Here is a 26,436-nt window from a genome sequence, read left to right as displayed (position 1 = left end):
TGGGTTGGGTGCTTTTGTATTTTTTTACATCCCCGGTAACAAATAAAAAACAGCAATACAAATAATGGTGAGTGTTGAAATGCCCACCGGGAACCAAACCGGGGCAATCCACGGACGTGGAATCAGAAATAACACATCGATTGTTGTTAGCCGTGTAGGCCACTTTATCACCACGTACAACGACACGTAGTAGAACAGATCCCAGAAAGCAAAAGTCCAAAGAAAAACCATTACCCGGTCAAGCCATGAATTACCAACCAGTAATGCCAGTGTTACCAACATAATAATGGTTGCGGCCTCGCGCGTCATTTCAATCTTTATCGTTCGTTTTGGAATCTTCTCCAGCAATTCTTTATTTCCCGCTTCCGAATCAGCATCCAACAGTCCGATGGCTTTTCGAAGATAAACCACCACCACTCCCTCGAAATGTGCCATGGCGATACCAAAAACAGCAAGCAATACATATTGTGTAAGCATAACAAGTCGGTTCTTATCGGTTCTTTTATTTGATTTAAGTTACGCATATCTGCCGGAAAACACAATGCAGGATTGACAAGAAACACAACTCTTCCTTTTCCACATCCTGTTGAAATATTACACACTTAGCGGCCAATCTTTCCACAATATTTCCGGAGTGCTAATTACTTCTTAAAAACCAAACCGCCATAAAGCTCTGACAACAGGGAGTGTCCGGGGGAAAAAAATATACTTCCACAAAACACCTGTCTGGTACAGATATCGCACACTTTTAGAAAGTAAAACATAAAAACAGATACATTATGAAACCATTACCAGAAGAAATTATTAAAAAGAACATTATTGACCGGCTAACCAATAACGATGCGGTGAATATCAACCACATATTTGTAAGTATTACGGATGGCGTAGTTCATCTGCAGGGGCATGTACCCAGTTACAGTGCAAAAATTGAAGCACTTCGCGATGCTACCGAAGCGGCCAAAGATTTTAACGTGGTAAATGATCTTCAGGTAGATTTTCAACCCAATCAGCCGACCGTTTCCGATACAGATATCAGGGACAATATTCAAAAGTATTTTAAATGGCAAAAAAGCATTAACCCGATGAATGTTAATGTGGAAGTTGACAAGGGTAAAGTGGTATTGTCGGGCTATGTTTCGAATGAAAGCGAGAGCATTGCTGCCGGAAAAATTGTAAGCTCTACCAAGGGAGTCATCGATATGGACAACCGCATCCAGGTAAATCCGAAATTGATCAGCAACGACCGGCAAATTCAGCAGACACTGAAAAATGCTTTTGAAAAAAGTGCACTAATCGACGAGAACAAGATTATAACAAAGGTGGAGAACGGTACTGTTTACATCTCGGGATGTGTGGCCAACGATCCCATCAGGAAAGAAATTGAGGATCAGACCATGCACACCAAAGGTGTAAATAAGGTAGTGAACGAAGTTACCGTGGGATAAAATCTCCTGTCGCCACCAAAACAAGTAAAAGTAAAGCGATGAAACGAACATGAAATTTTTCATTCAGGAACTACAAATAGAAGAATGAATAAATTTTATGTGAAAGTGACGGATGGAGCGGTTCCATCTGTCAGATTAGAATTTTCACATCATCAAAAAAAAATAAAATTTATACAGATGAAACGACTAAAAAAACTTGCCCCGGTTTTGCTGCTGCTGTTTTTGGCAGTAAATACCTGGGCACAACGAGAAGTTAAAATGGAAGGACACGACAATCTGCGCTTTACGGTTGAAAACATTAAAGCATCGCCGGGAGAGCAGTTGAAAATTACCCTGAAAACAGTTAGTAATATCGATGATAAAAGCATGATGGCACATAACTGGGTGCTTTTAAAGAAAGGCACCGACGGGATGAACTTTGTGAACAAGGGACTACAGCACGAAGACAATGATTTTATCGATCCGGCACTTGAAGGAAAAGTTATTGCCAAAACAAAAATGCTGGGCGCTGGCGAAACAGATTCAATCGTTTTTAATGTGCCCGATGAAAAAGGGACTTACGAATATGTCTGTACCTTCAGGGCACACTACCAGGCCGGAATGAAAGGAAAACTAATTGTTGAGTAAAACAAAAAGCCCCGGCAACTTTAAAGTTGCCGGGGCTTTTTTCGTATTCATATTTTTTACTTATTATCTTCAAAGAATGCTGCAACACTTTCCTTAAAATTTTCGGTGTCGTACTGTACTTCTTCTTTAAATTCGTCCCAGGTTTCTTCTCCCTGGTCCTTCATTTCATCAACCCTAACGGTTAACGAGTCACTTTTAATCTTTAGTTCCTCAATTAAATCTTTTGGCTCGGTATTTACCTGCTTGGTACCTTTTCTTAACTCATCTTCATAATCGTAAAGCTTTTCGTTAAAATCGGCAATCGCAGAGTCAATTTCCATTTTTAACTCCTTTTTATCCTTTTCCAGAATAGCATTAACATCCTGTTTTACTTCCTGAAGGTCTTCGGCCAATTCTTCTTTGTTATCGTTTTGTTTGTTCGAAGAACTACACGAAATAATTGTGGCAGAAAGTAATAGGATAAAAATCCAGTTCATCTCTTTTGTAAATGCTTTCATTGTGATGTTTTTCATTTTCATGTTACTTGTTTTTAATTCAACAGTAGAATTTGGTGAAAATACTATGCCATGCACACAGTTGGCTGTCTATCTCTCAAACACGCCTTATAAAGTGAATTTTTTCCACACTATTCTCTAAAATTCTACAACCGGAAACCTGCACAGCAATAGTACCTGCCCGCAGTCCATCTATCAAAAGCGCGTACCTGCTGCATTTTCCGGTGAATAAACATTATTAAGAATGCCGGGCACGTATGTTGCCTTATAAATGGTGTAACAGGGTGATTAAAACACTGAGTACTAAACGAAATAATGTTTTCACCCGGACAAATCCCCGCCTACATCAATTTTGAAAATTAGGAATAAAAATAAATAACCATGCAAAAAACATTTATAGGAATACTACTCGTTATACTGGCTGTTGTTTTGTTTGCATTAAACAATTCGGCAGTGGTTTCTATTAATTTCTGGGAATGGAGCATCGAGTCCAATTTGTCGCTGGTAATAATTGTAGCCGTTACGTTTGGTGCCATGACCAGCTTTATTTTATCGCTGCCCTATCGTGCAAAAAAGAATCACGAAATTAAAAACAGAGACAAATCGATTAAACAGCTCGAGAATCAGGTTCGTCAATTGGAAAACAAAATCAAATTTGCGGTAAACGAAAAAAGCAAGGAACATAAAGTACCAAATGAGATGGTAGACTAACTGCTTAATCTCGATGTATTGCCGGTTGCTCAGAGCACTGTTCTGATATGCCGGTTTTCAATAATCGCTAACATTTGAATTGTGTTTTTTTTCCGCAAAGTGTGACATCTTTCCACACTACTCAGTTAGCGGTTTATTTCTCTGCTACCAGCGTAAAGCCACATAAGTTCAGGCATATCGGGCAACTGGTATCGCTATCAAAATAATGACTGCAAAAAGTGTTTCGTGGCAAGTTTCTGGCCAAACTAAAGCTGTAACGATTAAAAAACAATTAGTTATGAGAACAAATAATCCAATAAAAAACAACTGGTCGTTTATCAAACTTGGGCTAAAAGAAAAATACCCACAGTTATCAAAAAATGACCTCACGTATGTTGACGGTTATGAGAATGAATTTCTGCATAATCTGGAGCTAAAATTGGGAATGAACAGAGAGCAGTTAACAACAATACTTTTCAGCCTTATTCCCAGCGAAAGCACCGAGAATTTATAAAATTCATACCGAAAATATAGCTCCCAAATAGCTGTTCATCAAAAAACACATAGCTATGAACTCACACCATGAAAAACATAAGCACTCGCAAGATAAGCACCACGAAAACGGACATCACGATCATACCGAACATCATAAACACATGATCGCTGATTTTCGCCAACGGTTCTGGATTTCGCTGGTACTAACAATTCCAATACTCGTTTTATCGCCACTTATTCAACAAATAATTGGTTACGAAATTCAGTTCAGTTTTGATAAATACATCCTGTTTGCCTTATCGGCAATCATTTTCTTTTATGGTGGATGGCCTTTTCTTACCGGCTTAGCCGACGAATTGAAGAAAAAGCAACCGGGTATGATGACCTTAATTGCGGTAGCCATTACCGTAGCTTTTGGTTACAGTACAGCCACAACTTTTGGGTTAAAAGGCGACTCCTTTTTCTGGGAGCTGGCCACATTAATAGACATTATGCTGGTGGGCCACTGGATAGAAATGAGATCGGTGGTAAATGCTTCAGGAGCGCTGCAAAGTTTGATTGATTTAATGCCGGACGAGGCACACTTAATTGAAGGTGACGATACGCGCGATGTAAAAATTGATGAACTAAAAGCAGGCGATATCGTGCTGGTTCGCCCCGGAGAGAAAATCCCGGTGGATGGAAAAATTATTGAAGGGAAAAGTAATATAAACGAATCGATGGTAACCGGAGAATCACAACCGGTGAGTAAATCGAAAGATGATGAAGTAATTGGCGGAACGGTGAATGGAACCAATTCGCTAAAAATTACCGTTGAACAGGTGGGTAAAGAAGCTTATCTGAATAAAGTAATCCAGATGGTTCGCGATGCACAAAGTAAAAAATCGAAGACACAACATCTTGCCGATAAAATTGCATTTTGGCTCACCATTATTGCTTTAACGGTTGGTTTTGGAACACTCACAACGTGGCTGGTGCTGGGCAAATCGTTTGTTTTTGCGCTGGAGCGCATGGCAAGTGTGATGGTAATTACCTGCCCACACGCGCTTGGCCTTGCAGTGCCGCTGGTGGTTGCTATCTCTACATCGGTATCGGCTAAACAGGGGCTGCTTATTCGGAACCGGACGGCTTTCGAGAATGCACGAAAAGTTTCGGTTGTTGTGTTTGATAAAACCGGAACACTAACCAAAGGTAACTTTGGCGTAACCCGCTTTAAAAGCTTGTACGACTCCTATTCCGATCAACAAATTCTGGCAATGGCAGGAGCATTGGAATCCGAATCGGAGCATCCGCTGGCCGAAGGAATTTTGCGAAAAGTAAAGAAAGAGGCTATTGAAATTCCGAAAGTTTCGGATGTTGAAACCATTACAGGAAAAGGAATTGAAGGGAATGTAGATGGCACACAAGTTAAAGTTGTTAGTCCCGGATACCTGGAAGAGAACAACATTGACATTCCGGAAGAAGTAGACACCGACAGCCAGGAAACTATTGTTTTTGTTGTGGCAAACGACAAGCTGGCCGGAGTTATCGCTCTTGCCGATGAGATTCGGGAAGAATCTTTTGAAGCGGTAAAAATGTTAAAAAAACAAGGAATTAAAATCTATATGATGACCGGCGACAACGAAAACGTTGCAAAAGCAGTTAGCAACAAGCTGCAACTCGACGGGTACTTTGCCGAATTGTTGCCCGATCAGAAACTGGATAAACTTAAGATGATCCAGGATAGAGGCGAGTTTGTTGCCATGACCGGAGACGGGATAAACGATGCGCCGGCACTGGCAGCTGCCGACGTTGGTATTGCCATAGGATCGGGTACTGATGTGGCCGCAGAAACAGCAGATATTGTTTTGGTGAACAGTAATCCGAAAGATATTTCGGCTCTGCTGCATTTCGGAGAGAAAACCCACCGAAAAATGATACAAAATTTTATTTGGGCTACCGCTTATAATGTGGCTGCTATTCCGCTGGCTGCCGGAGTACTGATCGGATATGGAATAATGATCAGCCCGGCGTTGGGAGCAGTGCTAATGAGTTTAAGTACCATTATTGTTGCCATAAATGCGCAACTATTAAAAAAAGGAATCAAGTAACATTTAAAAGTAAAAGCTATGTTTAAAATAATTGATATTACAAAAGAAGAGTTGATTGCTCTTGAAGTTGAAGGGAAACTGACCGAAAATGACTACAACAAAATTACTCCGTTGATTGAAAAGGCGGTTAAAGATTTTGGTAAGGTAAAACTGTATGTCCAGCTAAATTATGTGGACGGGATTTCACCAAAAGCCTTTTGGGAAGACGTAAAAACCTACCTGAAACATTTTAACGACATGAAAAAGATTGCTGTTGTTGGAAAGTCGCGTTGGGAAAAATTGTGGTCGGAACTGGCTGCTCCATTTATTTCCGGCGAAGTAAAATATTTTGAGTTTACCGATATTGACAAAGCCCGGGAGTGGGTTAAGGATTAATTATAACCTGATTTCGACTTTAAAATAGCTCACAGCTTTAGCTATTTTTAGACAGAAACTTTCAACGGTTTTCGAAGTACTATCGGGATAATACAAGAAAATTGTTGGAAGTTTATGGCAAAAAGAGCAAAGCCATGAATGGAAAGTCCTTCTCACGCCATCTTTCCATTTAGAATTCTTTAAAATAACCCGTTATTCCTGCATAATTCTAAATGGAAATCTGACGCAATTATGACTTTCTGTGATAATATTTTAAAATCGAATTCAGGTTTATACATCAATACTAATTGTTGTTTAACCGGTTGCGGCATTCAGTTGCCCAACCGGTTTTTTATGCCAAAAAAAAATGCCGAAAGCGGCATTTATATTTTTACAAACTAATATTCACCAGATCATCTCCGGCCCCCAATTCTTTTAAGTATTCCTTTATATCGGCTGCAAAATTTTCTGGTCCACACAGGTAAAACGGCTGGTCGAAATCGTCGACTATATTTTTAAGTAACGCGCTGTCAATTCGCCCATAGTGATAAGGCGTCTTCTTTTCCTGTGTCAACAGTTTCACATAATTATTTCCCAATATCCGTTTAAACTCCTCATCCAGAAAAATATCAGCTTCTGTTTTGTTTGAAAATATCAGCCGGCTTCCATCTACCGAACCGTCTGCTTCCATTTGCCTCAAAAGCGCGATAAAGGGAGTAACCCCTGTTCCGCCGGCGATAAATACTCCGGGGCCATTATTTTTAAACGAATCCCAGGCATCAGAAATCAGTAAATGATCTCCCTTTTCCAATTTTGAAAGGGCCAATGTTATTCCTTCATGTTTTGGATAAGCTTTTATAGTTAACTCCAAATGTTCATCCTCGTTTAAGCTTGTTAATGTAAATGGTGCCGCTTCATCCTTAAACTCCGGATCATCAAGTGTAACTTCAACCGCCTGCCCGGCATTGAAAGTAAATCCTTCCGGTTTTTCAAGGGCAAATTGCATCACATTATGATTTAACCAGCTTTTTTGTTTAATCTCTATTTTATGTTCCATTATTCTGTTTAATTACTTGTTCTTATTTACTGTTACATTCGGGCGGGTCATTTCACCGGGTTTTACCCATTCATCAAACTGTTTTTCGTCTACCAGTTTTAGTTCTGCAGCCGCCACCTTTAAACTGCATTTGTTTGCATGCGCATATTTGGCAATTTGTGCGGCTTTGTCGTAGCCAATATGAGGCGTTAGCGAGGTAACCAACATCAGCGAATTATTTACATGCGCATCAATTTTTTCGGTATCAGGAGTTATTCCAAGCAAACAGTTTTTATTGAATGATTTGCACGCATCTGCCAACAATGTTGCCGATTCCAAGAAATTGCGAATCAAAACCGGCTTAAAAACATTCAACTGAAAATGCCCGTAAGAATTGGCCACCGAAATGGTTGTATCGTTACCCATTACCTGGGTACAAACCATTGAAAGTGCCTCGATTTGGGTTGGATTCACTTTTCCCGGCATAATCGACGAACCGGCTTCGTTGGCAGGAATATTCAATTCGCTGATTCCGGCTCGCGGCCCCGAAACCATTACCCGCAAATCGTTAACAATTTTCAGTAAACTAACGGCCAGCTGCTTTATTGCACTGTGCGATTGCACAAACGCATCGTGCCCGGCAATCAATGCAAACTTATTTTTGGCTTTGATAAACGGCAATCCTGTTTCGTTGCTTATTTCATTTACAATTTCGTCGTCGAAACCTGCCGGAGAGTTTAATCCTGTTCCAACAGCAGTTCCGCCCAAGGGTAACTCCTGCAAATCGGGCAAGGTATTTTTTAATGCATTTATTCCTTTTTCTATTTGCGTAGAATAGGCAGAGAATTCCTGACCTAGAGTAATCGGTACGGCATCCATAAAATGGGTTCGGCCAATTTTGACGATTGCCGAAAATTCCTCCGATTTTTTGTTAAAAGTATCATGCAACTCTTTCAGTGCCGGCAACAATGAAACTGTTAGCTTTTTGTATGCTGCAATGTGCATGGCTGCCGAAAATGTATCGTTTGATGACTGTGATTTATTCACATCATCGATAGGGTGAAGCTCGATATTTTCCCACTGAAAATCGTTTTCTACAATTTGTTTTACCCGGTTGACGATCACTTCGTTGCAATTCATATTAGTGTGCGTGCCCGAGCCGGTTTGCCAAATTACCAACGGAAAATGTTGCTCTAACTTTCCGGCTAAAATTTCGTCGCAAGCGGTTTCTATCAGCTGCTTTTTGTTTGTAGAGAGTATTCCCAGTTTATGATTACTGCGGGCTGCGACTTTTTTTATAATCGCAAAAGACTCAATAATTTCCTTTGGCATTGAAGCCTCCGGGCCAATCCTGAAATTCTCCAGCGATCGCTGCGTATGTGCCCCCCAAAGTTTCTTCTCGGGTACATTTATTTCTCCCAGTGTGTCTTTTTCAACGCGATAATTCATAACTCCTCCTTTAATTCTGTTTTCTTGCTTTCAGTTATTTCGTATTCTAAGTGTTGCTAAAGTTTGGCTCTAAATAGCATCTATTTTGGCGGCCAGAATAAAGTCGTTGGGCGACAAGCCACCAATATTGTGTGTACTGAGTTCTACATCAACCGAACCATAATGCACACCCAAATCAGGGTGGTGATCTTCTTCATCGGCCAGCACAGCAATTTTTTGAGCAAATGCAATGGCTTCGTTAAAATCCTTCACCGAAAAACTTTTCCAAATCTTTTTGTTATCCACTACTTTCCAGTTGTCGTCTATTTTCGCCTTAAAATGCTTAATCTCTTCAGCATCTAATGGTTTTGTTTCTTTTTTGCACGGTGTACAGTGCTTTTCTTTTAATTCACTCATAATCTGTATATTTTATCTGCAGGAAAATGCCTGTGTAAATCATTAATGAAAATAATGTGCCAAAACAGAAATAGCTGGTTACCAACCGGAACGATAACATTATACGGGTACAATTTCCACAAGTTGTGAAATGAGACCATACCAAATCCGCACTTCCACAGTTTCTGCCCAATACAAAGCGGGTTTATTGTTCCGTTCTTTTCTGCAATATTTGTTTGTCCTCACGCCCAGGTCAGGAATCCGTTTCTGGCCTCTTCCCACAAGGTATTTCACTTACTTACAATCTCTTATTTTTAACCACAAAAGGCCTGACCAACTCCCTAAATTCATAGTAACTTCCATTTTTCTGACTATATTATGATCCTTTCGCACCCCATAAATCAGCAACATCAATTCTATTTTGCCCTTCCAAACGCTGTAATTTTATAGGGTAATAGCACTCCATTAAATCAAAACGTGCTTTTACTTCAGTAAACATTTCAAACCCAATGTTTACCATAAGTCGAAGATCACAAAATAGTTTGCCTATGAAAACACTATTATTAATCACGGTTTTTAGTATGGCTACCTTGGTATCTGGTGCCCAGTGGACTGATAGCAAGCCATCAACCACAACAAAACATACTTTATATTCGTCAGGAGAATATTTGGTTGGCGATCAGCAAGCCGGGAAATTAGGCATGAGCTATACCTACAACAATAAGTATATACTAAGCGTTGGATACTCGGCTACATTTAAAACAACAGTTACGCCTTCTGATAACTTTCTGAAATCGGCTACAAACGTTACGCCTGCCACTTCGGTTGAACCTTTCGAGAATTCGGAGAATTTGCATATGATGATGGGCCGAATTTTTAACCTGAATGAAAAAAAGAATTTACGTGTTGTTATTCAGGCGGGCCCCGGAATTACCACATTTCGTGAACCGGAATTTGCCCTTGTTAATTCAAACAGCCAATATAACTTTGAAACGAAAACATCAAAAAAACTAAGTCTGGTTATTAACCCGAAGCTTGAAATGCCCTTGCACGCAACAGTGGGATGCTCTGTAGGGCCGATGGTTGTTGTTAACAGCAATCAAACTTATATTGGTGCAGGAATAGGAATTATGTACGGACTTATTAAAAACAATTAACTCTACCGTAGCCCGATTTTAAATTGTAACCGCCAATCAGAAAACTAATTATTACGCTACCTCCCCCACTTCTTATAAGCGCCTCGGCAATTTACTGATATTTTGTTAAGTATTTATTACCTCCATGCTTCATTGTTTCCGACAGTTTTGGTATCTTTAGACCAATTGACGTTTGAAGATTAAAACCCTATTTGATTATTTATTATGTTGGTACCAAACAATGAAATAGAATTTATGAAGAAAATCCTGGCGATTGATGACAACAACATCAACCTGGAACTTATTTCGCAGATTGTAAAGGTATACTACCCCGATTTTAAATTCATTGGCGCGTTAAACGGCAAAGAGGGCATAACTATTGCCCAAAATGAAAATCCCGATCTGATTTTGCTGGATATAATGATGCCTGACCTGGATGGTTACGAAACCTGTAAGTTATTAAAGAAGAATAACCGGACTAAACAAATCCCTATTATAATGGTATCGGCACTGGGGCGCGATAGTGTTGAACGTACCAAAGGATTGAATGCAGGAGCTGATTCATTTATTTCGAAACCGTTCGATCAGGTTGAATTAAAAGCGCAGATCAATGTGGCGCTGCGTATAAAATCGTACCAGTTGCAGCTTAAAAAATTAAACTCTGAAATTACGCTGGTTGAGGAACGGGAAAGAAGACGAATTGCTGAAAACCTGCACGACAGTTTGGGGCAAACACTGGGGCTGGCATTTATGAACCTGTCGTCGATTGACGTTGATGAATGTTCTCCAGCCATAAAAAACACCATTAAATTCACTTCAAAATTGCTTAATAAAGCCATAGAGGAATCGCGGCGGTTAACCTACGATTTAAGTCCGCCAATACTTTATGAGTTAGGCTTGTTGCCCGCCATTCAGTGGAAACTTGAGCAGTTTGAGAAAGACTTTAATATAAAGACAAATCTTATTGTTGAGAACAAGAATACACAACTCAGCAAGGAGAATAATATTTTTCTGTATCGTACCGTTGGCGAGCTGCTAACAAATACATCAAAACATGCCGAAGCAACAGAGGTTACAGTAATACAGGCAACAAACAACGGCATGTACTATATTTCGGTTGAAGACAACGGGATTGGCATTGACAAATCGCACTCGAAACCGGCATCAAACAAAGGCGGTTTTGGGCTGTTAAGCATTGAAGAGAGAATTGAAAGTATGAACGGAACTTTTAATATTGAAGCCCTTGAAAAAGGAACAAAAGCCGAAATTGAAATACCGTATTCTCTTGATCAAAATTAATCTAATAACAACAGGTTTTTACGGCATTTTCGCAACCGATTTGCTATTGAACCGGAAAATAAAAGTAAATGAAACGAGCAGGTAATCCGCCAGCTGGCGGAACATTCAGGAAGAATATAAAAATACCTGCGAGTTTCTTACAATACCGCTAAAAACAAACAATTTAATAGTATGAAAATAAAGGTTATAGTTGCTGACGATCACCAACTTTTCAGAGAAGGTTTAATAAACCTACTACACTCGGCCGACAACATCGAAGTAATTGCCCAGGCCGAGAACGGACAAGATGCAATAGACAAAGTGGAAGCTTTTAAGCCCGATGTACTTTTGGTTGATATTGCAATGGAAAAAATAAACGGCATAGAAGCCACACGGATTCTAAAAGACAAAATGCCGGAAGTAAAAATTATTGCCGTATCAATGCACTCCGACAAACAATATGTTAAAGGGATGCTGGAGGCAGGTGCCGATGGTTACCTTCTAAAGAACTGCACCTACCGGCAGCTTACCGATGCGGTAAACTCGGTGCACGATGGCAAAAAATTCCTGAGCGAAGACATTACCGAAATTGTTATTAATGGTTACCTGAATTCGCGTGCCGATGATAACGATTCCTACTCGCAATTATCCGATCGCGAAAAAGAAATATTCCTGCTGTTTGCCGAAGGAAAATCAACACGCGAAATTGGCGACAAACTTTTTATCAGCGTAAAAACGGTTGGTACACACAAACAAAATATTCTTGAAAAGTTGGATTTAAAAACCAATTCCGACCTTGTAAAATATGCCTTGAAAAAAGGGTTGATCCAACTCGATTAGCGGGATTTTCACGCATTAAACCAAAACCTAATTTAAAACCGGATGAAGAAGAATGTTATTGTTTTGGGCGCCGGACTTGTAGGAAGTTCAATTGCCAAAGATTTATCGAAGAACCACCAGGTTACCAGTGTTGACTTTGACAAAAAAGCCTTAGACAAGTTTTCTGCGTTCCCCGAAATAAAATGCATTCAGGAAGATCTGAGCCAACCCGAAAAAATAAAATCACTGGTTTCCGGTTACGACCTTGTAATTGGAGCAGTTCCGGGTTTTATGGGATACCAAACCATGAAAGCGGTAATTGAAGCCGGAAAGAACATGGTTGATATTTCGTTTATGCCCGAAGATTTTCTGTCGTTAAACGGTTTGGCTAAAAAAAATAAGGTTTGTGTTGTGGCCGATTGCGGCGTTGCTCCCGGCATGGGAAATATTATTCTGGGGCATCACAACCAGCAAATTACAGTAAAATCATATGAATGTCTTGTTGGCGGGCTGCCCGTTATTCGCGAATGGCCCTACGAATATAAAGCGGTGTTCTCGCCCATCGACGTAATTGAAGAATACACACGCCCAGCGCGCTACATCCAAAACTACGAGCTGGTAGAAAAAGAAGCTCTCTCTGATCCGGAATTAATCCATTTTGATGGAATTGGCACGCTTGAATCGTGGAACTCCGATGGTTTACGTTCGCTGATGCAAACCATGAAGAACATTCCCGATATGATTGAAAAAACACTGCGTTACCCGGGATGCATTGAGTACCTTCGCGTTTTACGGGAATCGGGATTTTTCTCGTACGATCCGGTTGAGGTAAACGGAGTTAAAGTGCGACCGATTGATGTTACGGCTAAATTACTTTTCCCAAAGTGGCAGCTAAAACCCGGCGAGGAAGATTTTACAATAATGCGAATCGTTATTAAAGGAGTGGAAAACGGTACCGAAAAAACATTTACCTACCATTTGCTCGACAAATACGACCGAGACACCCAAACCATTTCAATGGCACGAACAACCGGCTATGCGTGTACCTCGGTTGCAAATCTCGTTCTTTATGGCACCTTCAATTCGGTTGGAGTTAATGCCCCCGAAGCAGTTGGGGCACAACCCGGAAACCTCGGTTACATCTTCCAATACCTGAAAGAACGAGGCGTAATCTACCAGCTTTCGGAGTAGTTGCAACTCGCTCACTTAAAATTATTTTAACCTTAACCCAAAGCAAATAATCATTTGTAGCAAATTGCTATTTTTGCACCATGGAAATGATTATTGGACTTGTTTTTTTACTACTCACCTTTATTGGTGTTTTTCTTTTAGTAAAAGCAAATAAAAAAAACGGGAAGACAGCGACGAAACAGGAAGAAGTAGTTGCACCACCATCCGACTGTTGTGGTGCGCACGAGATCTGTGAGTTCGATCAGATGAAAATGAACGAATCGCATGTTGAATATTACGACGACGAGGAACTTGACGCATATAAAAATATCGACGAAAATTCATACACAAACAACCAGATAGAACAGTTTCGCGAAGTTTTGTACACCTTAAAAACCGAGGAAATAAAGTTCTGGCTGCTAAGCATTGAGCGCCGGCACATTCAGCTTCCGGCCATTTTAAAAAGTGAAGCCCGGATGCTAATGGCCGAAGCTTAAACATCCTACTACAATTGAACCTCCTGTTACTTTTTTCGTTGTGATAAGAGCATTGCAAAATTACGTTCTTATTCAACAGAAAATATTTCTATCTTCATAAAATCTTTGTGTAAAAACCGTTGATTTTTACATATTATTTTCATCCAATTAGGTAAAACCAACAATTTCAATTCTATGAAAAACTTTTTTCTTCTACTTGTTCTTGTAATCAGTTCAGCAAGTTTATCGGCCCAACCAGAAAAACGACCACTTACCTTTGAAGAAATCCTAAAGTGGAACAGAATTACCGAAAGCCATCTATCGAACAACGGGAAATACATTGCCTGGAAAGAAGAACCATGGAAAGGTGACGCGACTTTGAAAATCAGCACTCCCGATGCCAAAGAAATTGCATCATTTAACTGCGGAAATAAAGCACAGTTTACAGCTGATTCAAAATTCCTGATATTCACAGAAGTTCCTGAAGCAGATACTATTCGTGCCCTTAAACTAAAGAAAACGAAAAAGGAAGACTTGCCTCAGAATAAACTGGTTGTTTTTAATGTTGGTGAGAATAAATCCGAAAAAATTGAAAACCTGAAATCGGTGAAAGTTCCCGAAGAATGGTCGGGTTGGATCGCTTATCAGACGAAAGATCCAAATGATTCCACAAAAAACGAAAAGGATAAAAATAATCCTTTGTACATCAAAGATCTCAACACCGGATCAATAAAAACATATCCTGCAGTTAGCAGTTACGAACTAGCAAAAGATCAGCCATTTATCAGTTTTATTTCGGAAGGCGACAGCACCTTTACAGCAGGAGTTTACCTGGTTGATTTAAAGGCCGACAAAGTTTCCGCGATTATAGAAGCAGAAGGAAAATTCAAACAACTTTGTATTGCCGACAGTGGTGAACAACTTGCTTTTTTAGCCGATACAACCGATGCAGAAAAGCCATCGTTTGCGCTTTATTACTGGAATGGTGAGAATGAAGCGATTGTTACCGACAATTCAAACAAGGCCATTCCTGAAAATTGGGAAATAAGCGAGAATGGCAATCTTTCGTTTTCAGATAATGGCGAGCGTTTATTTTTTGGTACTGCTCCTAAAATTCCCGAAAAAGATACCACAAAACTGGAAGAAGAAATCCCGGCACTTGATGTCTGGACATGGAATGAAGAACAACTTCAAACCGTTCAACTCAACAATAGGGAAAAAGATTTGAAGAAATCCTATTTGGCCGTTGTTCATCTTGATGCGCAAAAAACGGTTCAGTTGGAAACAGAACTTTTCTCTGGCATTCGAAAAATTCAAAATGGCGATGCCGATCAATTACTTACATACAGCAACCGTCCATACGCGGTGCAAACCATGTGGGAAGGCGGCCCCTATCACAACGATTTTTACCTTGTTGATATCCATTCAGGCGAGGCCGAAAAGATTAAAACCGATTGCCGGGCCACTCCATCGGTTTCTCCCAAAGGGAAGTTTGTTTACTGGTACAATGCCATCGATACAACCTGGAATACCTATGATGTGGCAAGTGGTAAGGAATATCAAATTACTGATCCGGTAACTATTCAAACAGCAGACGAATTAAACGATGTACCTAATCTTCCCGGATCATATCGCACTGCTGGCTGGTTGCTAAACGATGAAGCGATTTTGATATACGATCGTTACGACATTTGGAAAGTTGATCCAACGAACTCAGTCGATCCGGTAAACCTTACTAAAGATGGCAGGTCTGAAAAGATTAACTATCGCCTGGTGCGATTTAATCCTGAACCAAACACCGGTATCGATCCGGAAGAAACCGTTCTGCTGACCGGGCATAATGAAGTTTCACGTGCTGATGCATATTTCGCTTTCGACCTCAGCAAAAACAAAGCTCCGGAAGTTCTTTTCAGTCAGAATTACCGCTTGGGTAGACCTGAAAAAGCGAAGGAAGATGATTTGATCATTTTTACAAAAGAAGATTTTGAAACCTACCCTAACCTGATTGCAACCGATCTGCGATTTAAAAAGGAAGTGCAAATTAGCGATGCCGCACCGCAGCAAAACGAATTTAAGTGGGGAACTGCCGAATTGGTTACCTGGCGCTCACTCGATGGATTGGTGTTGGAAGGCACTTTACATAAACCTGAAGATTTTGATCCGGGCAAAAAATATCCGATGATCGTAAATTTCTATGAAAAAAGTTCACAAAACCTGTTGAGCTACCGCATGCCGGAAAACCATCGCTCAACAATCGATTATCACTATTACACCAGTCACGGTTATATTATTTTTAATCCCGATGTGTATTACAAGGAAGGCTACCCGGGTGAATCGGCATTTAATTGTGTGATGCCCGGCATTACAGCGCTAATCGATAAAGGTTTTGTTGATGAAGAACACATTGGCGCGCAGGGGCACAGCTGGGGCGGTTACCAGGTAGCTTACCTCGCTACACGAACCAATATGTTTGCGGCTATAGAGTCGGGAGCTCCGGTGGTAAATATGTTTAGTGCCTACGGTGGTATTCGCTGGGGATCGGGATTAAACCGGTCGTTCCAGTACGAACACACGCAAAGCCGCATCGGAAAATCAATTTGGGAAGCTCCGTTGCGTTATCTTGAGAACTCACCGTTGTTTACTCTCGACAAGATTAATACGCCAATTCTGATTATGCATAACTACGATGACGGTGCTGTGCCATGGTACCAGGGAATTGAGTTTTTTATCGGACTTCGACGTTTGCAAAAACCAAGTTGGATGCTTAACTACAACGAAGCCGACCACTGGCCAACAAAACTTCGTGATATGCACGATTTCCAGATTCGGATGGCCCACTTTTTCGATCATTATCTAAAAGGTGCGCCAATGCCAAAATGGATGAATGAAGGTATTCCGGCAACAAATAAAGGAGTGGATATGGGCTATGAGTTGGTAGAATAAAAAACAAAAAAGCGATGTACTTCTAGTTAAGCACATCGCTTTTTTGTTATTGTTATTTTATCGAGTTATAAATCTCCAGGGCCTCTTCAAATTTATCTTCCATTACCCTGATTTCAATACCAATGTTGGTAGGACTTCCGCTAAAAGTACCGTCAATAGTACTTGTAATTTCGTTTACCAGCATAAAATCAATGCCGGCTTCATCAAGCATTTCTTTAAACAACATGTACTTCATGTCGAAATTGCTGGTGAATGTAGCTACAGTTACGGCTTTACTCATTTGTTTTTACTTTTATTTTTGTGCAAAAAAGCAGGTAATCGGTCTACCAGAAAATAATTCCAGCCAGCCCGCCAGCTTTCATTCTTAAACTCTTGTATATCATCCGGAAAATCTTCCAGAACTGTATGTGTTAACGTCAATTTAGTTTGCCCATTATCGTCCGTCAAATAAAAACGAACAAGAGATTCTCCCGGATATTCGAGATATTTCCACGTGTAGCAAATTTCTGTTGGCACGTTAACCTCAGTCACCTTCCATAGATGTGTAAATGTTCTGTTACCTGACTGAACAACGAATTGAGAAGCAGAGCCGGTTTCCGGTTGAAAATGATTGATATTATCGAAATACCATTGTTTCATTTGGGGCAAGTTGGTTATCGCTGTCCAAACGTTTGCAATTTGGGTATCAAGTAGCTGTTCAACAATAATTTCATCTCCCTTTTTCATTGCCTCATATCCCAATAACCCGCTGGAGTATTAATCATCCAAACCTTTTTTGGTTTCAATCACCACCACTCCATTTGCACCGCGTGAGCCATAAATTGCCGCGCTACCATCTTTAATTATATTGATACTTCTTACCTGCGAAGGAACCAGTGTGCTCATAACGCTGCCATCTACCTGCACGCCATCCACAACAATTAGTGCCGCACTGCTCAGGTTTATCGAATTAACCCCTCGAATAATTATATCTCCGTTACTCTGAACCTGCACACCGGCAAAACGTCCACGCATCAGATCATACATATTGGTATACTGCGAAAAATCGACGTCATCGCTTGTCATTTGGGCCAGCGCATTTAATTTTTCGCCATCTTTTACATAACCATATCCTATGGCATATTCCCTGGCTTTTTCACCGGCCTTAAGTTTTAAATTAACGGCAACCAGCTTTGTCTTTTCGTCCAGTTTAACATTCTGGTTAATAAATCCCTTTGCCGATATCTTTAATTTATCACTTCCGTCAATTTTAACTTTGAATTGCCCCAGAGAGTCAGTTTTCACAATTTCCTTGGAGCTTTTCACCATCACCTCGGCACCTACAATAGTAATACTGTCGAAAGTGGTAACGATTCCTTGTATAAAACGTTCCTGAGCAAAGCTGTTGACTGTAACTACACAGAATAGTGCGAGAAATACGAGAGAAATTCGGGTTTTCATTGTATTGGCTTTTTTGTTTTATTGTTTGCTAAAGTTAAAATAATTTAACAAAAAGCCAAGATGCCCGAAATTACATTATATATTTTCTTTAGCAGGTGCTACACGTTTCACCCGGTAGGGCTTTTTCTGTTGCGATTCGAAATAAGTACGCATCTGTAACTCGGCGATAATGCCTGTTGTAATGAACTGAATACCACCCAATACCAACAAAATACCAAGTAATAATAATGGTTTTCCCCAAATATCATTACCCATAATTTTAAGTATGAGCAGATAAATGTTAATCAGCACCCCAATTGCAAGCGTAAAAATACCGATTTGACCAAAAAAGTGCATTGGGCGTTGCAGGTATTTCTTAAAGAAAACCATCAGTACAAGATCGCTCATTACGCGGGTTGTACGACTGAGATTGTATTTTGAACTTCCAAACTCGCGCGGACGATGGTTCACATCCACCTGCGTAATTTTTGTGGCACCTTCAAGCGTTACAAGGGCAGGAATATAGCGGTGAAGTTCGCCATAAATATGGATACTTTTTATGGTATCGTTGGTAAAAATCTTTAGGGTACATCCAAGGTCTTTCATATAAATTCCGGTAGCACGGCGAATGAGATAATTGGCAATTTTTGACGGTACTTTACGCAAAAACATACCATCTTTTCGGTTGGCACGCACACCGGCCACCATGTCCCATTCCTCCTCCTCGATCATTCTCAGCATCATTGGTAAATCTGCCGGATCATTCTGTAAATCGCCATCAATTAAGGCTACAAATTCGCCTTCTGCCTGATCAATTCCAGCCTGCAACGCCGAACTTTGCCCGTAATTCCGTTTTAACTCAACCAGTAAAAACCTGTCGTCGTTAATCTTCCGAATCTCCCGACGTGTATTATCGGTTGATCCATCATCCACAAAAATCGCTTCGTAGTCAATTCCTTCGAGTGCGGCCTTTATTTGCTCCGATAATGGTTTAATGTTTGGTTCTTCGTTCCAAACACAAATTACGAGTGAAAGCTTTTTCATGATCTGTTTTAATCTGTTTGAAGCTGCATGAAATACAACCTTGATTTTGCGATCGTAAAGGTATAAATTCTGTTTTACGATAACCTACCCAATTCCATTAAGTTTCCAAATGAATGAAAAACGTATGGTTTTATACAACCAATCGTGTAATCCGTGCTGGTATTTTATTGAAATTGCTTTTTTATTGTATTCTTTGCGGAACTCCAAATTCAATTGCATAGGCCGGTCGCCATTATTTTTATAGCCAAGATACCCCGTCCACGATGGGGTAAAACGCCAGTTGTTTTTCTGAAAATCAGCACCTGCACCATAAAGTAGTGCATCGTTTTGCAGGTTAAGCTCATCATTGGTTTGCCAGCTGTAAAACCCCAACATGGCATGCGGCCTCACGAGCAGTGTTTCCGGCAGTCCGTAATCTTTCGAGAAACTAAAATCAAATGAATACGCAGGAGTATCAGCATAACGGGCACCTTCAAAGTTGGTTCCCGATGCGGTTTTTAATATGGCACGGAACAGGGTATTCGGAAAAGCACGGTCTTTAAAAAGCTGAATATACGTTGAGAAATGGAAATCGCCCATTGCATAACCTTTTCCGTCCTTATCGCGCGAAAAACGTTCGTCACGTATTTCTTCGGTGTAAGCATAATGTTCAAACAACACGCCATACATTTCAACTGCAATTTTGTTTTGTGCAAAAGGAATGTACGCCCGCCCCGAAATATCCTGGGTTGGATCGCCCGAAAGAAAGTGGCTCGAAACGGTCAGCTCCAACTCCATATGTCCTTCAATAAAACCTTTTTTAAGCTCCGGTACAGGCAGCGCATTTGGCCCCAGGTAAGCAGGCGAAATAATCAGCCAGCTTCGCCAGCCCGGATCACCGGTTTCCCAGCCGTGCGCATCATTCCACCACGACCAGTCTTCCTGAGCCGAAACAATTTGTAGTGTACTTGTGAATACAAGTAAAATAATAAGTAATCGTTTCATTGATGGTTTACACCTTTTTATCTTTTCCCGTGAAGAAGACCCTTTCTTCAGAAGTAGTTAAGATATACCAAATGTAAACGATTTTTTTAATGCTGTCAATGTGCTTTATGGAAAAACATGGGGGAAGAAAAAAAATAAGCCCCTCAGGGAAACTGAAGGGCTTAAAAATTAAAGTTTAAGTTTTTCTCTTATACTTTGGGGTATGCCGTCTTTGTGCACCATAATGCACATAGTTTTGTAATTCACGTAAGGTTTCGAGGCGTAGAAATAACCATCGTATTTATTGTAATCGCCCCACGAATTTTTCACTTTGTAAAAGGTACGTCCTTCCTGATCTTTTGCAGTACCGATAATATGCATTCCGTGGTCGTCGGTAGTTTCGTAATCATCAAAGGCTCTCTGGCGCATTTCCTGGGTAACTAACAATTCAGGTACCGGGTTGTCCAGTTTATACAGTTCTTTTTCTTTTTCTTTTTGTGGCAGAGCCTCCCATTTTGCAATTTCGGCATCGTCCATGTTCTCGTCCGGAGCGGCCGGCAAAACAGCCACACCCTTATTACTGGTGGCAAATCCTTTTTCGCTGACATCGGCTGCCCATGCAATGGTTAATCCATTATTCAGCGAATAATCGATAATATTCTCCAGATCTTCAAGTGGAACATTGTATACCTCATCCCACGACCAGTTATCAGGAACTTCCAGAATAAACTTATCGTAAAACGGTTGGTGTGTATACGAAGTAATCTCTACATAATCATCCATGTTCAATCCAACAAAATCGCTGGCAAAACTTTGTGGTGTATATTGTTTTCCTTCGTATTCAAATTTTTGTGGTAACTCGCCTAAATACGAGTTCAGGGTACCTTCAATAGCTTCATGCCATACAGTACTCAGTTTTCGGTTACCGTTTTTCACAACAGCGTCAACATGGTCTTTCAATACATTATCCATTTCGCCATGCACATGTTTTTCTTCGCCGTAGTTTAAACCATCGTAAACCGATTCAGGAACAATACCATAATCGCGAATCATATTTGTTACATCGTGGAAAGCTCCTCCTGCCGAAAAATTCAGATTCCCATGCACACGAACATGCTTTTGGGCTTTTACCGAGTAGGTGTGCCAAACAACAAACATTTCTGAAAGATCAACTTCTGGTTTTCCCAGGCGCATCATTTCCGACTCCAGAAATGAAAGACCCGAAAACGACCAGCATGTACCCGAACGGTATTGGTCTTTTACCGGAGTGGCCGGCAATGAAATTTCGTCTTCAAAAACATAACCTTTTTCCTCCTCCTTTTTATCATTCTCCGCAAATACACTTAGTGTAAATACCGCAATTAATACGGTAAAAATAAAACGCAACTTCATCAATTAATTATTAAATTATTACCCCTCTTTTTTTTGAATTAGCGTCAAAATTAACAATTTATTCTTTTTTGAAAAGAGAATTTAAGGTAGACTTAATAAAAATTAGAGCTCGCTTTTCAGATTAAAAGTTATGTAATTTTTTATGTGACTAAAGTTACTGAACTTCGTGGTAACGAAAGCAGTCAACCATGTGGTCGTTCACCATGCCTGTAGCCTGCATGTGAGCATAAATTACAGTCGATCCGACAAACTTAAAGCCACGCGATTTCAGGTCTTTCGAAATTGCGTCAGACAGTTCGGTTTTGGCCGGCAATTCAGCAAGCGTTTTAAAACTATTTATAATCGGCTTGTAATCCGTAAATTTCCAAATGTAACGATCAAAGGTGCCAAACTCTTTTTGCACATCAAGAAAACGTTGTGCATTATTTACACAAGCCCTTATTTTTTGCTGGTTGCGAATAATTGATTTATCCTGGATAAGCTCCTGAATTTTATTTTCGGAATACGCTGCCACTTTTTGCGGGTTGAAATGATCGAATGCCTTTCGAAAATTCTCGCGTTTGTTCAGTACGATTTGCCAGCTTAATCCGGCCTGAAAGCCCTCCAGCACAAAGAATTCAAATAATTTATCGTCGTCATGAAGCGGCACTCCCCATTCTTCATCGTGATATTTAATCATCAACTCGTTTTTTGTTCCCCAATCGCAGCGTTTACACATAATTTTAGATTTTAGTGGCTATTCGTTAAAAAACCTAACAACATATTACTTCCAACTATGAAAATACTATTTTTGTTTGTTTAGAAAAAAGAATATGAGATTTCAGTAATGAGTAATGAGACGAGAGGTATTCGTGTGAAAATTTCAAATGATGATATTATTCTGCAAACAACAAAAACGGATCAAAATTTGATACTCTCAATACTCGGGACTAAATACACTGTACTAAAATCATGAAGAAACTTACCATACTTTTTGCACTCTTGTTGTCGATGAGTTTCCTGGCCGAAGCGCAATTGAACATCAACCACTTTATAAGGGTTGGAAGAACGCGCATATCAATTGGCAACTACACGGGGGCAATCGAATATTTTAATATTGTAATTGAATTTAAGCCCTATTTGGCAGAAGCTTATTTGTACCGCGGAATGGCAAAACATTCGCTGGAAGATTACCGCGGCGCCATTGCCGATTACGATAAAGCAATTGAAATAAAACCTTATTACCCGCGCGCTTACAACAACCGCGGGATGGCATATCACAACCTCAGGCTTTACAGTCGTGCTATTGAGGATTACGACCGGGCACTGGAATTTGACCCGTCTGATGAATCGATATACAACAACCGCGGAATTGCAAAACTGGCCCTGAAAAACCTTGAAGGAGCCATTGAAGATTATGACAAGGCGCTTGAGGTAAACCCAAAATCGACACATGCCCTTATGAACCGAAGTAACGCCAAAATTGTAAGCGGCGATATTAAAGGAGCAATCAGCGATTTAAACCAGGTAATTATAATCAGACCGCATTATGCTGCTGCCTACCTAAACCGCGGTTTGGCGCGTTTTGAGCTGGAAGATTATGCCTCGGCACTGCGCGACTACGACCAAAGTATCCGCTTTGATGCCACAAATGCCCTGGCTTTTAATAACCGGGGTATTGTAAAACACAAACTGGAGGATTACGAAAGTGCCATTATGGATTACGATATGGCCATACAGTTGAATCCGGAAATGGCCAGTGCCTATTTTAACCGCGCCATGGCCCGCGAAATATTAAACCGCCTCGGTTATGAGCAGGACTACCAGATTGCGGCACGACTCAATCCACAGTTCGATTTAAGTCAGCGACGAATTGATGCCGAGCAATTGGCACAGCAGCAACAACAGCAACAAAAACAACAACAGAATTCATCATCGCAGCAAAATAATAACCAGCAAAACTCGCAGGCAAATCAACAGGCGTTGGCACAAAACAATCAGCAACAATCGGCACAGCAAAACAAAGCATCGGTTGCCGATCAGAAATCGGATGAGCAAAAACGCAAAGAAGAAATGGAAGCTGAAAGACGCCGACGCCGGATGCGCATGGATTTGGTTATTGAAGACACCCGCGATATTCCGGAGGAAGTGGAGGAGGTTGACGATGGCCGGATTCAGAATAAAAACATTGTTATCGATTTGCAGCCCATGTTCTTTATCTCGGCTTTTGAGAAAAACGCTGTGGATTATGAGCGATTCCAGTATTACAACGTGGTAATTGATGATTTAAATGCTGAGAACAACTATAATCCTTTGCTCTCCATTTCGAATAAACCGGTAACCACTTACCAGTCGGTTTTCGAGAATTTCATATTGTTTTTTAATGAAAAAATCGAGGTACAGGAAAATGCGCATAACTATTTAAACCGTGGTATTTTTTACAGTCTTACGGGCGATTACAACAGTGCGTTTGCCGATTTGGATAAAGCGATAGCGCTGGATGAAAAAATTTCGCTGGCCTATTTTACGCGTGCCAACACACGCTATAAGCTAAAAGAACAGGTGGAGCTTTTGGCCGGAATGGGTTCAACCAATTCGCTGACATTAAACGAGGGAACGATTAAAGATGACAGCAATGAAAAGCCATCGGTGGTTGAATACCAGGAAATTCTTGATGATTATGCAGTCACACTATTCCTCGATCCCGATTTCTTTTTTGGCTATTACAACCGTGCGTTTATAAAATTACGTTTGGGTGAATACCGCAGCGCTGTGGAAGATTTAAATCGTGCCATCGACCTGGAACCGGAATTTGCAGAGGCTTATTTTAACCGGGGGCTTACAAAAATTTTCCTCGACGATATTGAAGGTGGTGCTTTGGATTTAAGCCGTGCCGGCGAGTTGGGAATCGACGGAGCGTACAACATTATTAAACGGTATTGTAACTAGGGATTGAAAAAAGATTGAAAGGATTGACAGAAGATTGATGGAGATTGGGCATTAGTTATTAGCCAATGGTTATTGGTTATTGGATATTGGATATTGCAAAACTGATAAATTGCAAAACTGTCGAATTGCTAAACTGATAAATTGTAGAATTGTAGTTCTTAACGTTCCGGGTTTTTCTCTGTGTAACTCCGTGACTTCTTCGGGTAACTCTGTGGTTAAGTCTTTAATATTCGAATTGACAAATTGATAAATTAATAAGAAGCATTACTGAATCCTGTTACCTGTATCCCTGGCTCTCACTTCTTGAAACATGTATCTCGTGGCTAGTAGCTCGTAGCAGATTCTTTCAACTTTTTACTTTTGCTCCTGACGCTTCGGTCGGGATTTGGCTTTGGCCGATTTTCAATTCGCCCAGCATAGCTGTTCTCAACTTTCTACTTTTGCCTTTATACTTTTACCTTGTATTTTTTTACTTTTGCCTCGTCATATTTTGACTTTATACTTTTTACTTGAATTATGAATCAGCCACTCGCAGAACGCTTACGACCCAAAACTTTAGACGACTACATTGGGCAGGAACACCTTGTAGGGAAGAATGCTGTTTTGCGCAAACTGATTGATTCGGGCAAGATAACCTCACTTATTTTGTGGGGGCCTCCGGGAGTGGGGAAAACCACTTTAGCCCGTATTATTGCCAATACACTTGACCGGCCGTTTTACACCCTCAGTGCCATAAACTCGGGCGTAAAAGATATTCGCGACGTGATTGACAAGGCCAAAAAGCAACAGTTTTTCAGTCGCCCAAATCCGATACTGTTTATCGATGAGATACACCGTTTTAGTAAATCGCAACAAGATTCGCTGCTGGGAGCTGTTGAAGATGGTACCATTACATTGATTGGTGCAACTACGGAAAATCCTTCGTTCGAAGTGATCTCTCCCCTGCTTTCGCGCTGCCAGGTTTATATTCTGGAGCATTTGGATAAAGCTGCTTTGCTAAAGATCATTAAACAAGCCGCAAAAAAAGATACCGTACTTAAAGAGAAAAAGATAACACTGCGCGAAGATTCGGCGATATTGCGTTACTCGGGTGGTGATGCGCGGAAACTGCTAAATGTGCTGGAACTGGTTACACTTGGCGAAGACAGCGACAACATTGTAATTACCGATAAAAAAGTAACCGACAAGCTGCAGAAAAACCTTTCGATATACGACAAGAAAGGCGAAATGCATTATGATATTATTTCAGCATTTATAAAAAGTATCCGTGGTGGCGATCCGGATGCGGCAGTGTACTGGCTGGCGCGCATGCTGGAAGGTGGCGAAGAAATTAAATTTATTGCCCGCCGTTTGCTGATACTGGCCGCCGAAGATGTTGGTCTGGCCAATCCAAATGCCTTATTGATGGCACAAAACACTTTCGATGCTGTGCATAAAATCGGGATGCCCGAAGCGCGCATTATTTTATCGGAATGTACCATTTACCTCGCTACCTCGCCCAAAAGTAATTCAGCCTACGAAGCCATTGATAATGCCATTGCACTGGTAAAACAAACCGGCGACCTGCCCGTGCCGCTACATATACGAAATGCACCTACCAAGCTGATGAAAGAAATTGGCTACGGCAAAGATTACAAATATGCACATGCCTACGATGGCAACTTTGTGGAGCAGGATTTTTTACCGAAAGAGATTAAAAACAACCGTATCTACCAGCCGCAAAACAACGCAGCAGAGCTGAAAATTCTGGAGCGATTGAAGAAATGGTGGGGGAATCGGTTTTAGTCACTAGTAAGTGGTTTGGCTGACCTTT

27 protein-coding genes are annotated in these 26,436 nt (G+C 40.6%); 14 read left to right on the top strand and 13 right to left on the bottom strand.

What is annotated here, in order from left to right:
- Nucleotides 1-24: 24 nt before the first annotated feature.
- Entirely contained in the window at nt 25-477 is a 453-nt protein-coding gene (locus LH29_RS07215) for a hypothetical protein (protein WP_045027225.1), read from the bottom strand.
- A 302-nt stretch (nt 478-779) separates the two neighbouring features.
- Between LH29_RS07215 and LH29_RS07210 the strand changes: the two genes are divergently transcribed.
- Both LH29_RS07210 and LH29_RS07205 read left to right on the top strand, forming a co-directional pair.
- Entirely contained in the window at nt 780-1,445 is a 666-nt protein-coding gene (locus LH29_RS07210; protein ID WP_045027222.1) for a BON domain-containing protein, read from the top strand.
- A 177-nt stretch (nt 1,446-1,622) separates the two neighbouring features.
- Complete coding sequence (locus tag LH29_RS07205; RefSeq protein ID WP_198152361.1) at nt 1,623-2,072, top strand: plastocyanin/azurin family copper-binding protein; 450 nt, start codon at nt 1,623-1,625, stop codon at nt 2,070-2,072.
- 56 nt (nt 2,073-2,128) lie between these two features.
- Here LH29_RS07205 and LH29_RS07200 read toward each other — a convergent pair whose 3' ends face one another.
- The gene (locus tag LH29_RS07200; RefSeq protein WP_157493600.1) at nt 2,129-2,584 is read right to left on the bottom strand and encodes a hypothetical protein; all 456 of its coding nucleotides are present in this window, start codon (nt 2,582-2,584) and stop codon (nt 2,129-2,131) included.
- A 363-nt stretch (nt 2,585-2,947) separates the two neighbouring features.
- Between LH29_RS07200 and LH29_RS07195 the strand changes: the two genes are divergently transcribed.
- From LH29_RS07195 to LH29_RS07180, 4 genes are all read left to right on the top strand, one after another.
- Nucleotides 2,948-3,277, top strand: a complete 330-nt coding sequence (locus LH29_RS07195; protein ID WP_045027217.1) for a LapA family protein — start codon at nt 2,948-2,950, stop codon at nt 3,275-3,277.
- Nucleotides 3,278-3,554: 277 nt separating this feature from the next.
- Nucleotides 3,555-3,770 (top strand): hypothetical protein, encoded by a 216-nt coding sequence (locus LH29_RS07190; protein WP_045028899.1) that lies wholly within the window; start codon nt 3,555-3,557, stop codon nt 3,768-3,770.
- A 55-nt stretch (nt 3,771-3,825) separates the two neighbouring features.
- A complete protein-coding gene (locus tag LH29_RS07185) occupies nt 3,826-5,841 on the top strand; it encodes a copper-translocating P-type ATPase (RefSeq protein ID WP_045027214.1) in 2,016 nt (671 codons plus the stop codon).
- An 18-nt stretch (nt 5,842-5,859) separates the two neighbouring features.
- Complete coding sequence (locus tag LH29_RS07180; RefSeq protein ID WP_045027211.1) at nt 5,860-6,216, top strand: SpoIIAA family protein; 357 nt, start codon at nt 5,860-5,862, stop codon at nt 6,214-6,216.
- Nucleotides 6,217-6,586: 370 nt separating this feature from the next.
- Here LH29_RS07180 and LH29_RS07175 read toward each other — a convergent pair whose 3' ends face one another.
- The 4 genes from LH29_RS07175 to LH29_RS24930 form a co-directional block, all read right to left on the bottom strand.
- Nucleotides 6,587-7,252, bottom strand: a complete 666-nt coding sequence (locus LH29_RS07175) for an FAD-binding oxidoreductase (RefSeq protein WP_045027209.1) — start codon at nt 7,250-7,252, stop codon at nt 6,587-6,589.
- A 12-nt stretch (nt 7,253-7,264) separates the two neighbouring features.
- The gene (gene fumC, locus LH29_RS07170) at nt 7,265-8,680 is read right to left on the bottom strand and encodes a class II fumarate hydratase (RefSeq protein WP_045027206.1); all 1,416 of its coding nucleotides are present in this window, start codon (nt 8,678-8,680) and stop codon (nt 7,265-7,267) included.
- 69 nt (nt 8,681-8,749) lie between these two features.
- Nucleotides 8,750-9,076 (bottom strand): 4a-hydroxytetrahydrobiopterin dehydratase, encoded by a 327-nt coding sequence (locus tag LH29_RS07165; RefSeq protein WP_045027203.1) that lies wholly within the window; start codon nt 9,074-9,076, stop codon nt 8,750-8,752.
- A 355-nt stretch (nt 9,077-9,431) separates the two neighbouring features.
- Nucleotides 9,432-9,575, bottom strand: coding sequence for a hypothetical protein (locus tag LH29_RS24930; protein WP_157493599.1), 144 nt, complete (start codon nt 9,573-9,575; stop codon nt 9,432-9,434).
- A gap of 28 nt (nt 9,576-9,603) precedes the next feature.
- Here LH29_RS24930 and LH29_RS07160 point away from each other — a divergent pair, with 28 nt between their 5' ends.
- The 6 genes from LH29_RS07160 to LH29_RS07135 all read left to right on the top strand — a co-directional run bounded on the left by LH29_RS07160 (nt 9,604) and on the right by LH29_RS07135 (nt 16,877).
- Entirely contained in the window at nt 9,604-10,212 is a 609-nt protein-coding gene (locus tag LH29_RS07160) for a hypothetical protein (protein WP_157493598.1), read from the top strand.
- Nucleotides 10,213-10,446: 234 nt separating this feature from the next.
- On the top strand, nt 10,447-11,490 hold the full coding sequence (locus LH29_RS07155) for an ATP-binding response regulator (protein ID WP_198152360.1): 1,044 nt from the start codon (nt 10,447-10,449) through the stop codon (nt 11,488-11,490).
- Between the two features lie 171 nt (nt 11,491-11,661).
- Nucleotides 11,662-12,309, top strand: coding sequence for a response regulator transcription factor (locus tag LH29_RS07150; RefSeq protein WP_045027195.1), 648 nt, complete (start codon nt 11,662-11,664; stop codon nt 12,307-12,309).
- Between the two features lie 42 nt (nt 12,310-12,351).
- Nucleotides 12,352-13,479 carry a saccharopine dehydrogenase family protein gene (locus tag LH29_RS07145; protein ID WP_045027193.1) on the top strand — a complete coding sequence of 376 codons (1,128 nt, stop codon included), beginning with the start codon at nt 12,352-12,354 and terminating at the stop codon, nt 13,477-13,479.
- A gap of 80 nt (nt 13,480-13,559) precedes the next feature.
- A complete protein-coding gene (locus LH29_RS07140) occupies nt 13,560-13,955 on the top strand; it encodes a hypothetical protein (protein WP_052670654.1) in 396 nt (131 codons plus the stop codon).
- A gap of 174 nt (nt 13,956-14,129) precedes the next feature.
- On the top strand, nt 14,130-16,877 hold the full coding sequence (locus LH29_RS07135) for a S9 family peptidase (protein WP_045027190.1): 2,748 nt from the start codon (nt 14,130-14,132) through the stop codon (nt 16,875-16,877).
- Between the two features lie 52 nt (nt 16,878-16,929).
- Here LH29_RS07135 and LH29_RS07130 read toward each other — a convergent pair whose 3' ends face one another.
- The 7 genes from LH29_RS07130 to LH29_RS07100 all read right to left on the bottom strand — a co-directional run bounded on the left by LH29_RS07130 (nt 16,930) and on the right by LH29_RS07100 (nt 22,413).
- A complete protein-coding gene (locus LH29_RS07130; RefSeq protein WP_038559178.1) occupies nt 16,930-17,157 on the bottom strand; it encodes a putative signal transducing protein in 228 nt (75 codons plus the stop codon).
- Complete coding sequence (locus LH29_RS07125) at nt 17,154-17,603, bottom strand: SRPBCC family protein (RefSeq protein ID WP_045028893.1); 450 nt, start codon at nt 17,601-17,603, stop codon at nt 17,154-17,156. The genes LH29_RS07130 and LH29_RS07125 overlap by 4 nt, the downstream gene beginning before the upstream one ends.
- A 30-nt stretch (nt 17,604-17,633) precedes the next feature.
- Entirely contained in the window at nt 17,634-18,317 is a 684-nt protein-coding gene (locus LH29_RS07120) for a TonB-dependent receptor plug domain-containing protein (RefSeq protein WP_045027186.1), read from the bottom strand.
- A 75-nt stretch (nt 18,318-18,392) separates the two neighbouring features.
- Nucleotides 18,393-19,340: a glycosyltransferase family 2 protein gene (locus LH29_RS07115; protein ID WP_045027183.1), complete on the bottom strand. Its 948-nt coding sequence runs from the start codon at nt 19,338-19,340 to the stop codon at nt 18,393-18,395.
- Nucleotides 19,341-19,424: 84 nt separating this feature from the next.
- The gene (locus tag LH29_RS07110; RefSeq protein WP_045027181.1) at nt 19,425-20,324 is read right to left on the bottom strand and encodes a hypothetical protein; all 900 of its coding nucleotides are present in this window, start codon (nt 20,322-20,324) and stop codon (nt 19,425-19,427) included.
- A gap of 168 nt (nt 20,325-20,492) precedes the next feature.
- On the bottom strand, nt 20,493-21,695 hold the full coding sequence (locus LH29_RS07105) for a C1 family peptidase (RefSeq protein ID WP_157493597.1): 1,203 nt from the start codon (nt 21,693-21,695) through the stop codon (nt 20,493-20,495).
- 154 nt (nt 21,696-21,849) lie between these two features.
- Entirely contained in the window at nt 21,850-22,413 is a 564-nt protein-coding gene (locus LH29_RS07100) for a DNA-3-methyladenine glycosylase I (protein ID WP_045027175.1), read from the bottom strand.
- A gap of 233 nt (nt 22,414-22,646) precedes the next feature.
- On the opposite strand from LH29_RS07100, the gene LH29_RS07095 reads away from it, so the two are divergent.
- Nucleotides 22,647-24,623: a tetratricopeptide repeat protein gene (locus tag LH29_RS07095; RefSeq protein WP_082063459.1), complete on the top strand. Its 1,977-nt coding sequence runs from the start codon at nt 22,647-22,649 to the stop codon at nt 24,621-24,623.
- 516 nt (nt 24,624-25,139) lie between these two features.
- A complete protein-coding gene (locus LH29_RS07090) occupies nt 25,140-26,408 on the top strand; it encodes a replication-associated recombination protein A (RefSeq protein ID WP_045027170.1) in 1,269 nt (422 codons plus the stop codon).
- The last annotated feature ends 28 nt before the right edge of the window (nt 26,409-26,436 follow it).

The organism is Draconibacterium sediminis (assembly GCF_000949475.1).
Lineage (GTDB): Bacteria > Bacteroidota > Bacteroidia > Bacteroidales > Prolixibacteraceae > Draconibacterium > Draconibacterium sediminis.
This window is presented reverse-complemented; position numbering and strand designations above follow the sequence as displayed.

Coding starts and splice junctions, on each gene's coding strand:
- LH29_RS07105 (WP_157493597.1), bottom strand. CDS start 21,695: ATGAAGTTGCGTTTTATTTTTACCGTATTAATTGCGGTATTTACACTA.
- LH29_RS07130 (WP_038559178.1), bottom strand. CDS start 17,157: ATGAGTAAAGCCGTAACTGTAGCTACATTCACCAGCAATTTCGACATG.
- LH29_RS07140 (WP_052670654.1), top strand. CDS start 13,560: ATGGAAATGATTATTGGACTTGTTTTTTTACTACTCACCTTTATTGGT.
- LH29_RS07150 (WP_045027195.1), top strand. CDS start 11,662: ATGAAAATAAAGGTTATAGTTGCTGACGATCACCAACTTTTCAGAGAA.
- LH29_RS07110 (WP_045027181.1), bottom strand. CDS start 20,324: ATGAAACGATTACTTATTATTTTACTTGTATTCACAAGTACACTACAA.
- LH29_RS07160 (WP_157493598.1), top strand. CDS start 9,604: ATGAAAACACTATTATTAATCACGGTTTTTAGTATGGCTACCTTGGTA.
- LH29_RS07175 (WP_045027209.1), bottom strand. CDS start 7,252: ATGGAACATAAAATAGAGATTAAACAAAAAAGCTGGTTAAATCATAAT.
- LH29_RS07095 (WP_082063459.1), top strand. CDS start 22,647: ATGAAGAAACTTACCATACTTTTTGCACTCTTGTTGTCGATGAGTTTC.
- LH29_RS07090 (WP_045027170.1), top strand. CDS start 25,140: ATGAATCAGCCACTCGCAGAACGCTTACGACCCAAAACTTTAGACGAC.
- LH29_RS07185 (WP_045027214.1), top strand. CDS start 3,826: ATGAACTCACACCATGAAAAACATAAGCACTCGCAAGATAAGCACCAC.
- LH29_RS07120 (WP_045027186.1), bottom strand. CDS start 18,317: ATGAAAACCCGAATTTCTCTCGTATTTCTCGCACTATTCTGTGTAGTT.
- LH29_RS07145 (WP_045027193.1), top strand. CDS start 12,352: ATGAAGAAGAATGTTATTGTTTTGGGCGCCGGACTTGTAGGAAGTTCA.
- LH29_RS07165 (WP_045027203.1), bottom strand. CDS start 9,076: ATGAGTGAATTAAAAGAAAAGCACTGTACACCGTGCAAAAAAGAAACA.
- LH29_RS07195 (WP_045027217.1), top strand. CDS start 2,948: ATGCAAAAAACATTTATAGGAATACTACTCGTTATACTGGCTGTTGTT.
- LH29_RS07190 (WP_045028899.1), top strand. CDS start 3,555: ATGAGAACAAATAATCCAATAAAAAACAACTGGTCGTTTATCAAACTT.
- LH29_RS24930 (WP_157493599.1), bottom strand. CDS start 9,575: ATGGTAAACATTGGGTTTGAAATGTTTACTGAAGTAAAAGCACGTTTT.
- LH29_RS07215 (WP_045027225.1), bottom strand. CDS start 477: ATGCTTACACAATATGTATTGCTTGCTGTTTTTGGTATCGCCATGGCA.
- LH29_RS07205 (WP_198152361.1), top strand. CDS start 1,623: ATGAAACGACTAAAAAAACTTGCCCCGGTTTTGCTGCTGCTGTTTTTG.
- LH29_RS07210 (WP_045027222.1), top strand. CDS start 780: ATGAAACCATTACCAGAAGAAATTATTAAAAAGAACATTATTGACCGG.
- fumC (WP_045027206.1), bottom strand. CDS start 8,680: ATGAATTATCGCGTTGAAAAAGACACACTGGGAGAAATAAATGTACCC.
- LH29_RS07155 (WP_198152360.1), top strand. CDS start 10,447: ATGAAGAAAATCCTGGCGATTGATGACAACAACATCAACCTGGAACTT.
- LH29_RS07125 (WP_045028893.1), bottom strand. CDS start 17,603: ATGAAAAAGGGAGATGAAATTATTGTTGAACAGCTACTTGATACCCAA.
- LH29_RS07100 (WP_045027175.1), bottom strand. CDS start 22,413: ATGTGTAAACGCTGCGATTGGGGAACAAAAAACGAGTTGATGATTAAA.
- LH29_RS07180 (WP_045027211.1), top strand. CDS start 5,860: ATGTTTAAAATAATTGATATTACAAAAGAAGAGTTGATTGCTCTTGAA.
- LH29_RS07135 (WP_045027190.1), top strand. CDS start 14,130: ATGAAAAACTTTTTTCTTCTACTTGTTCTTGTAATCAGTTCAGCAAGT.
- LH29_RS07115 (WP_045027183.1), bottom strand. CDS start 19,340: ATGAAAAAGCTTTCACTCGTAATTTGTGTTTGGAACGAAGAACCAAAC.
- LH29_RS07200 (WP_157493600.1), bottom strand. CDS start 2,584: ATGAAAAACATCACAATGAAAGCATTTACAAAAGAGATGAACTGGATT.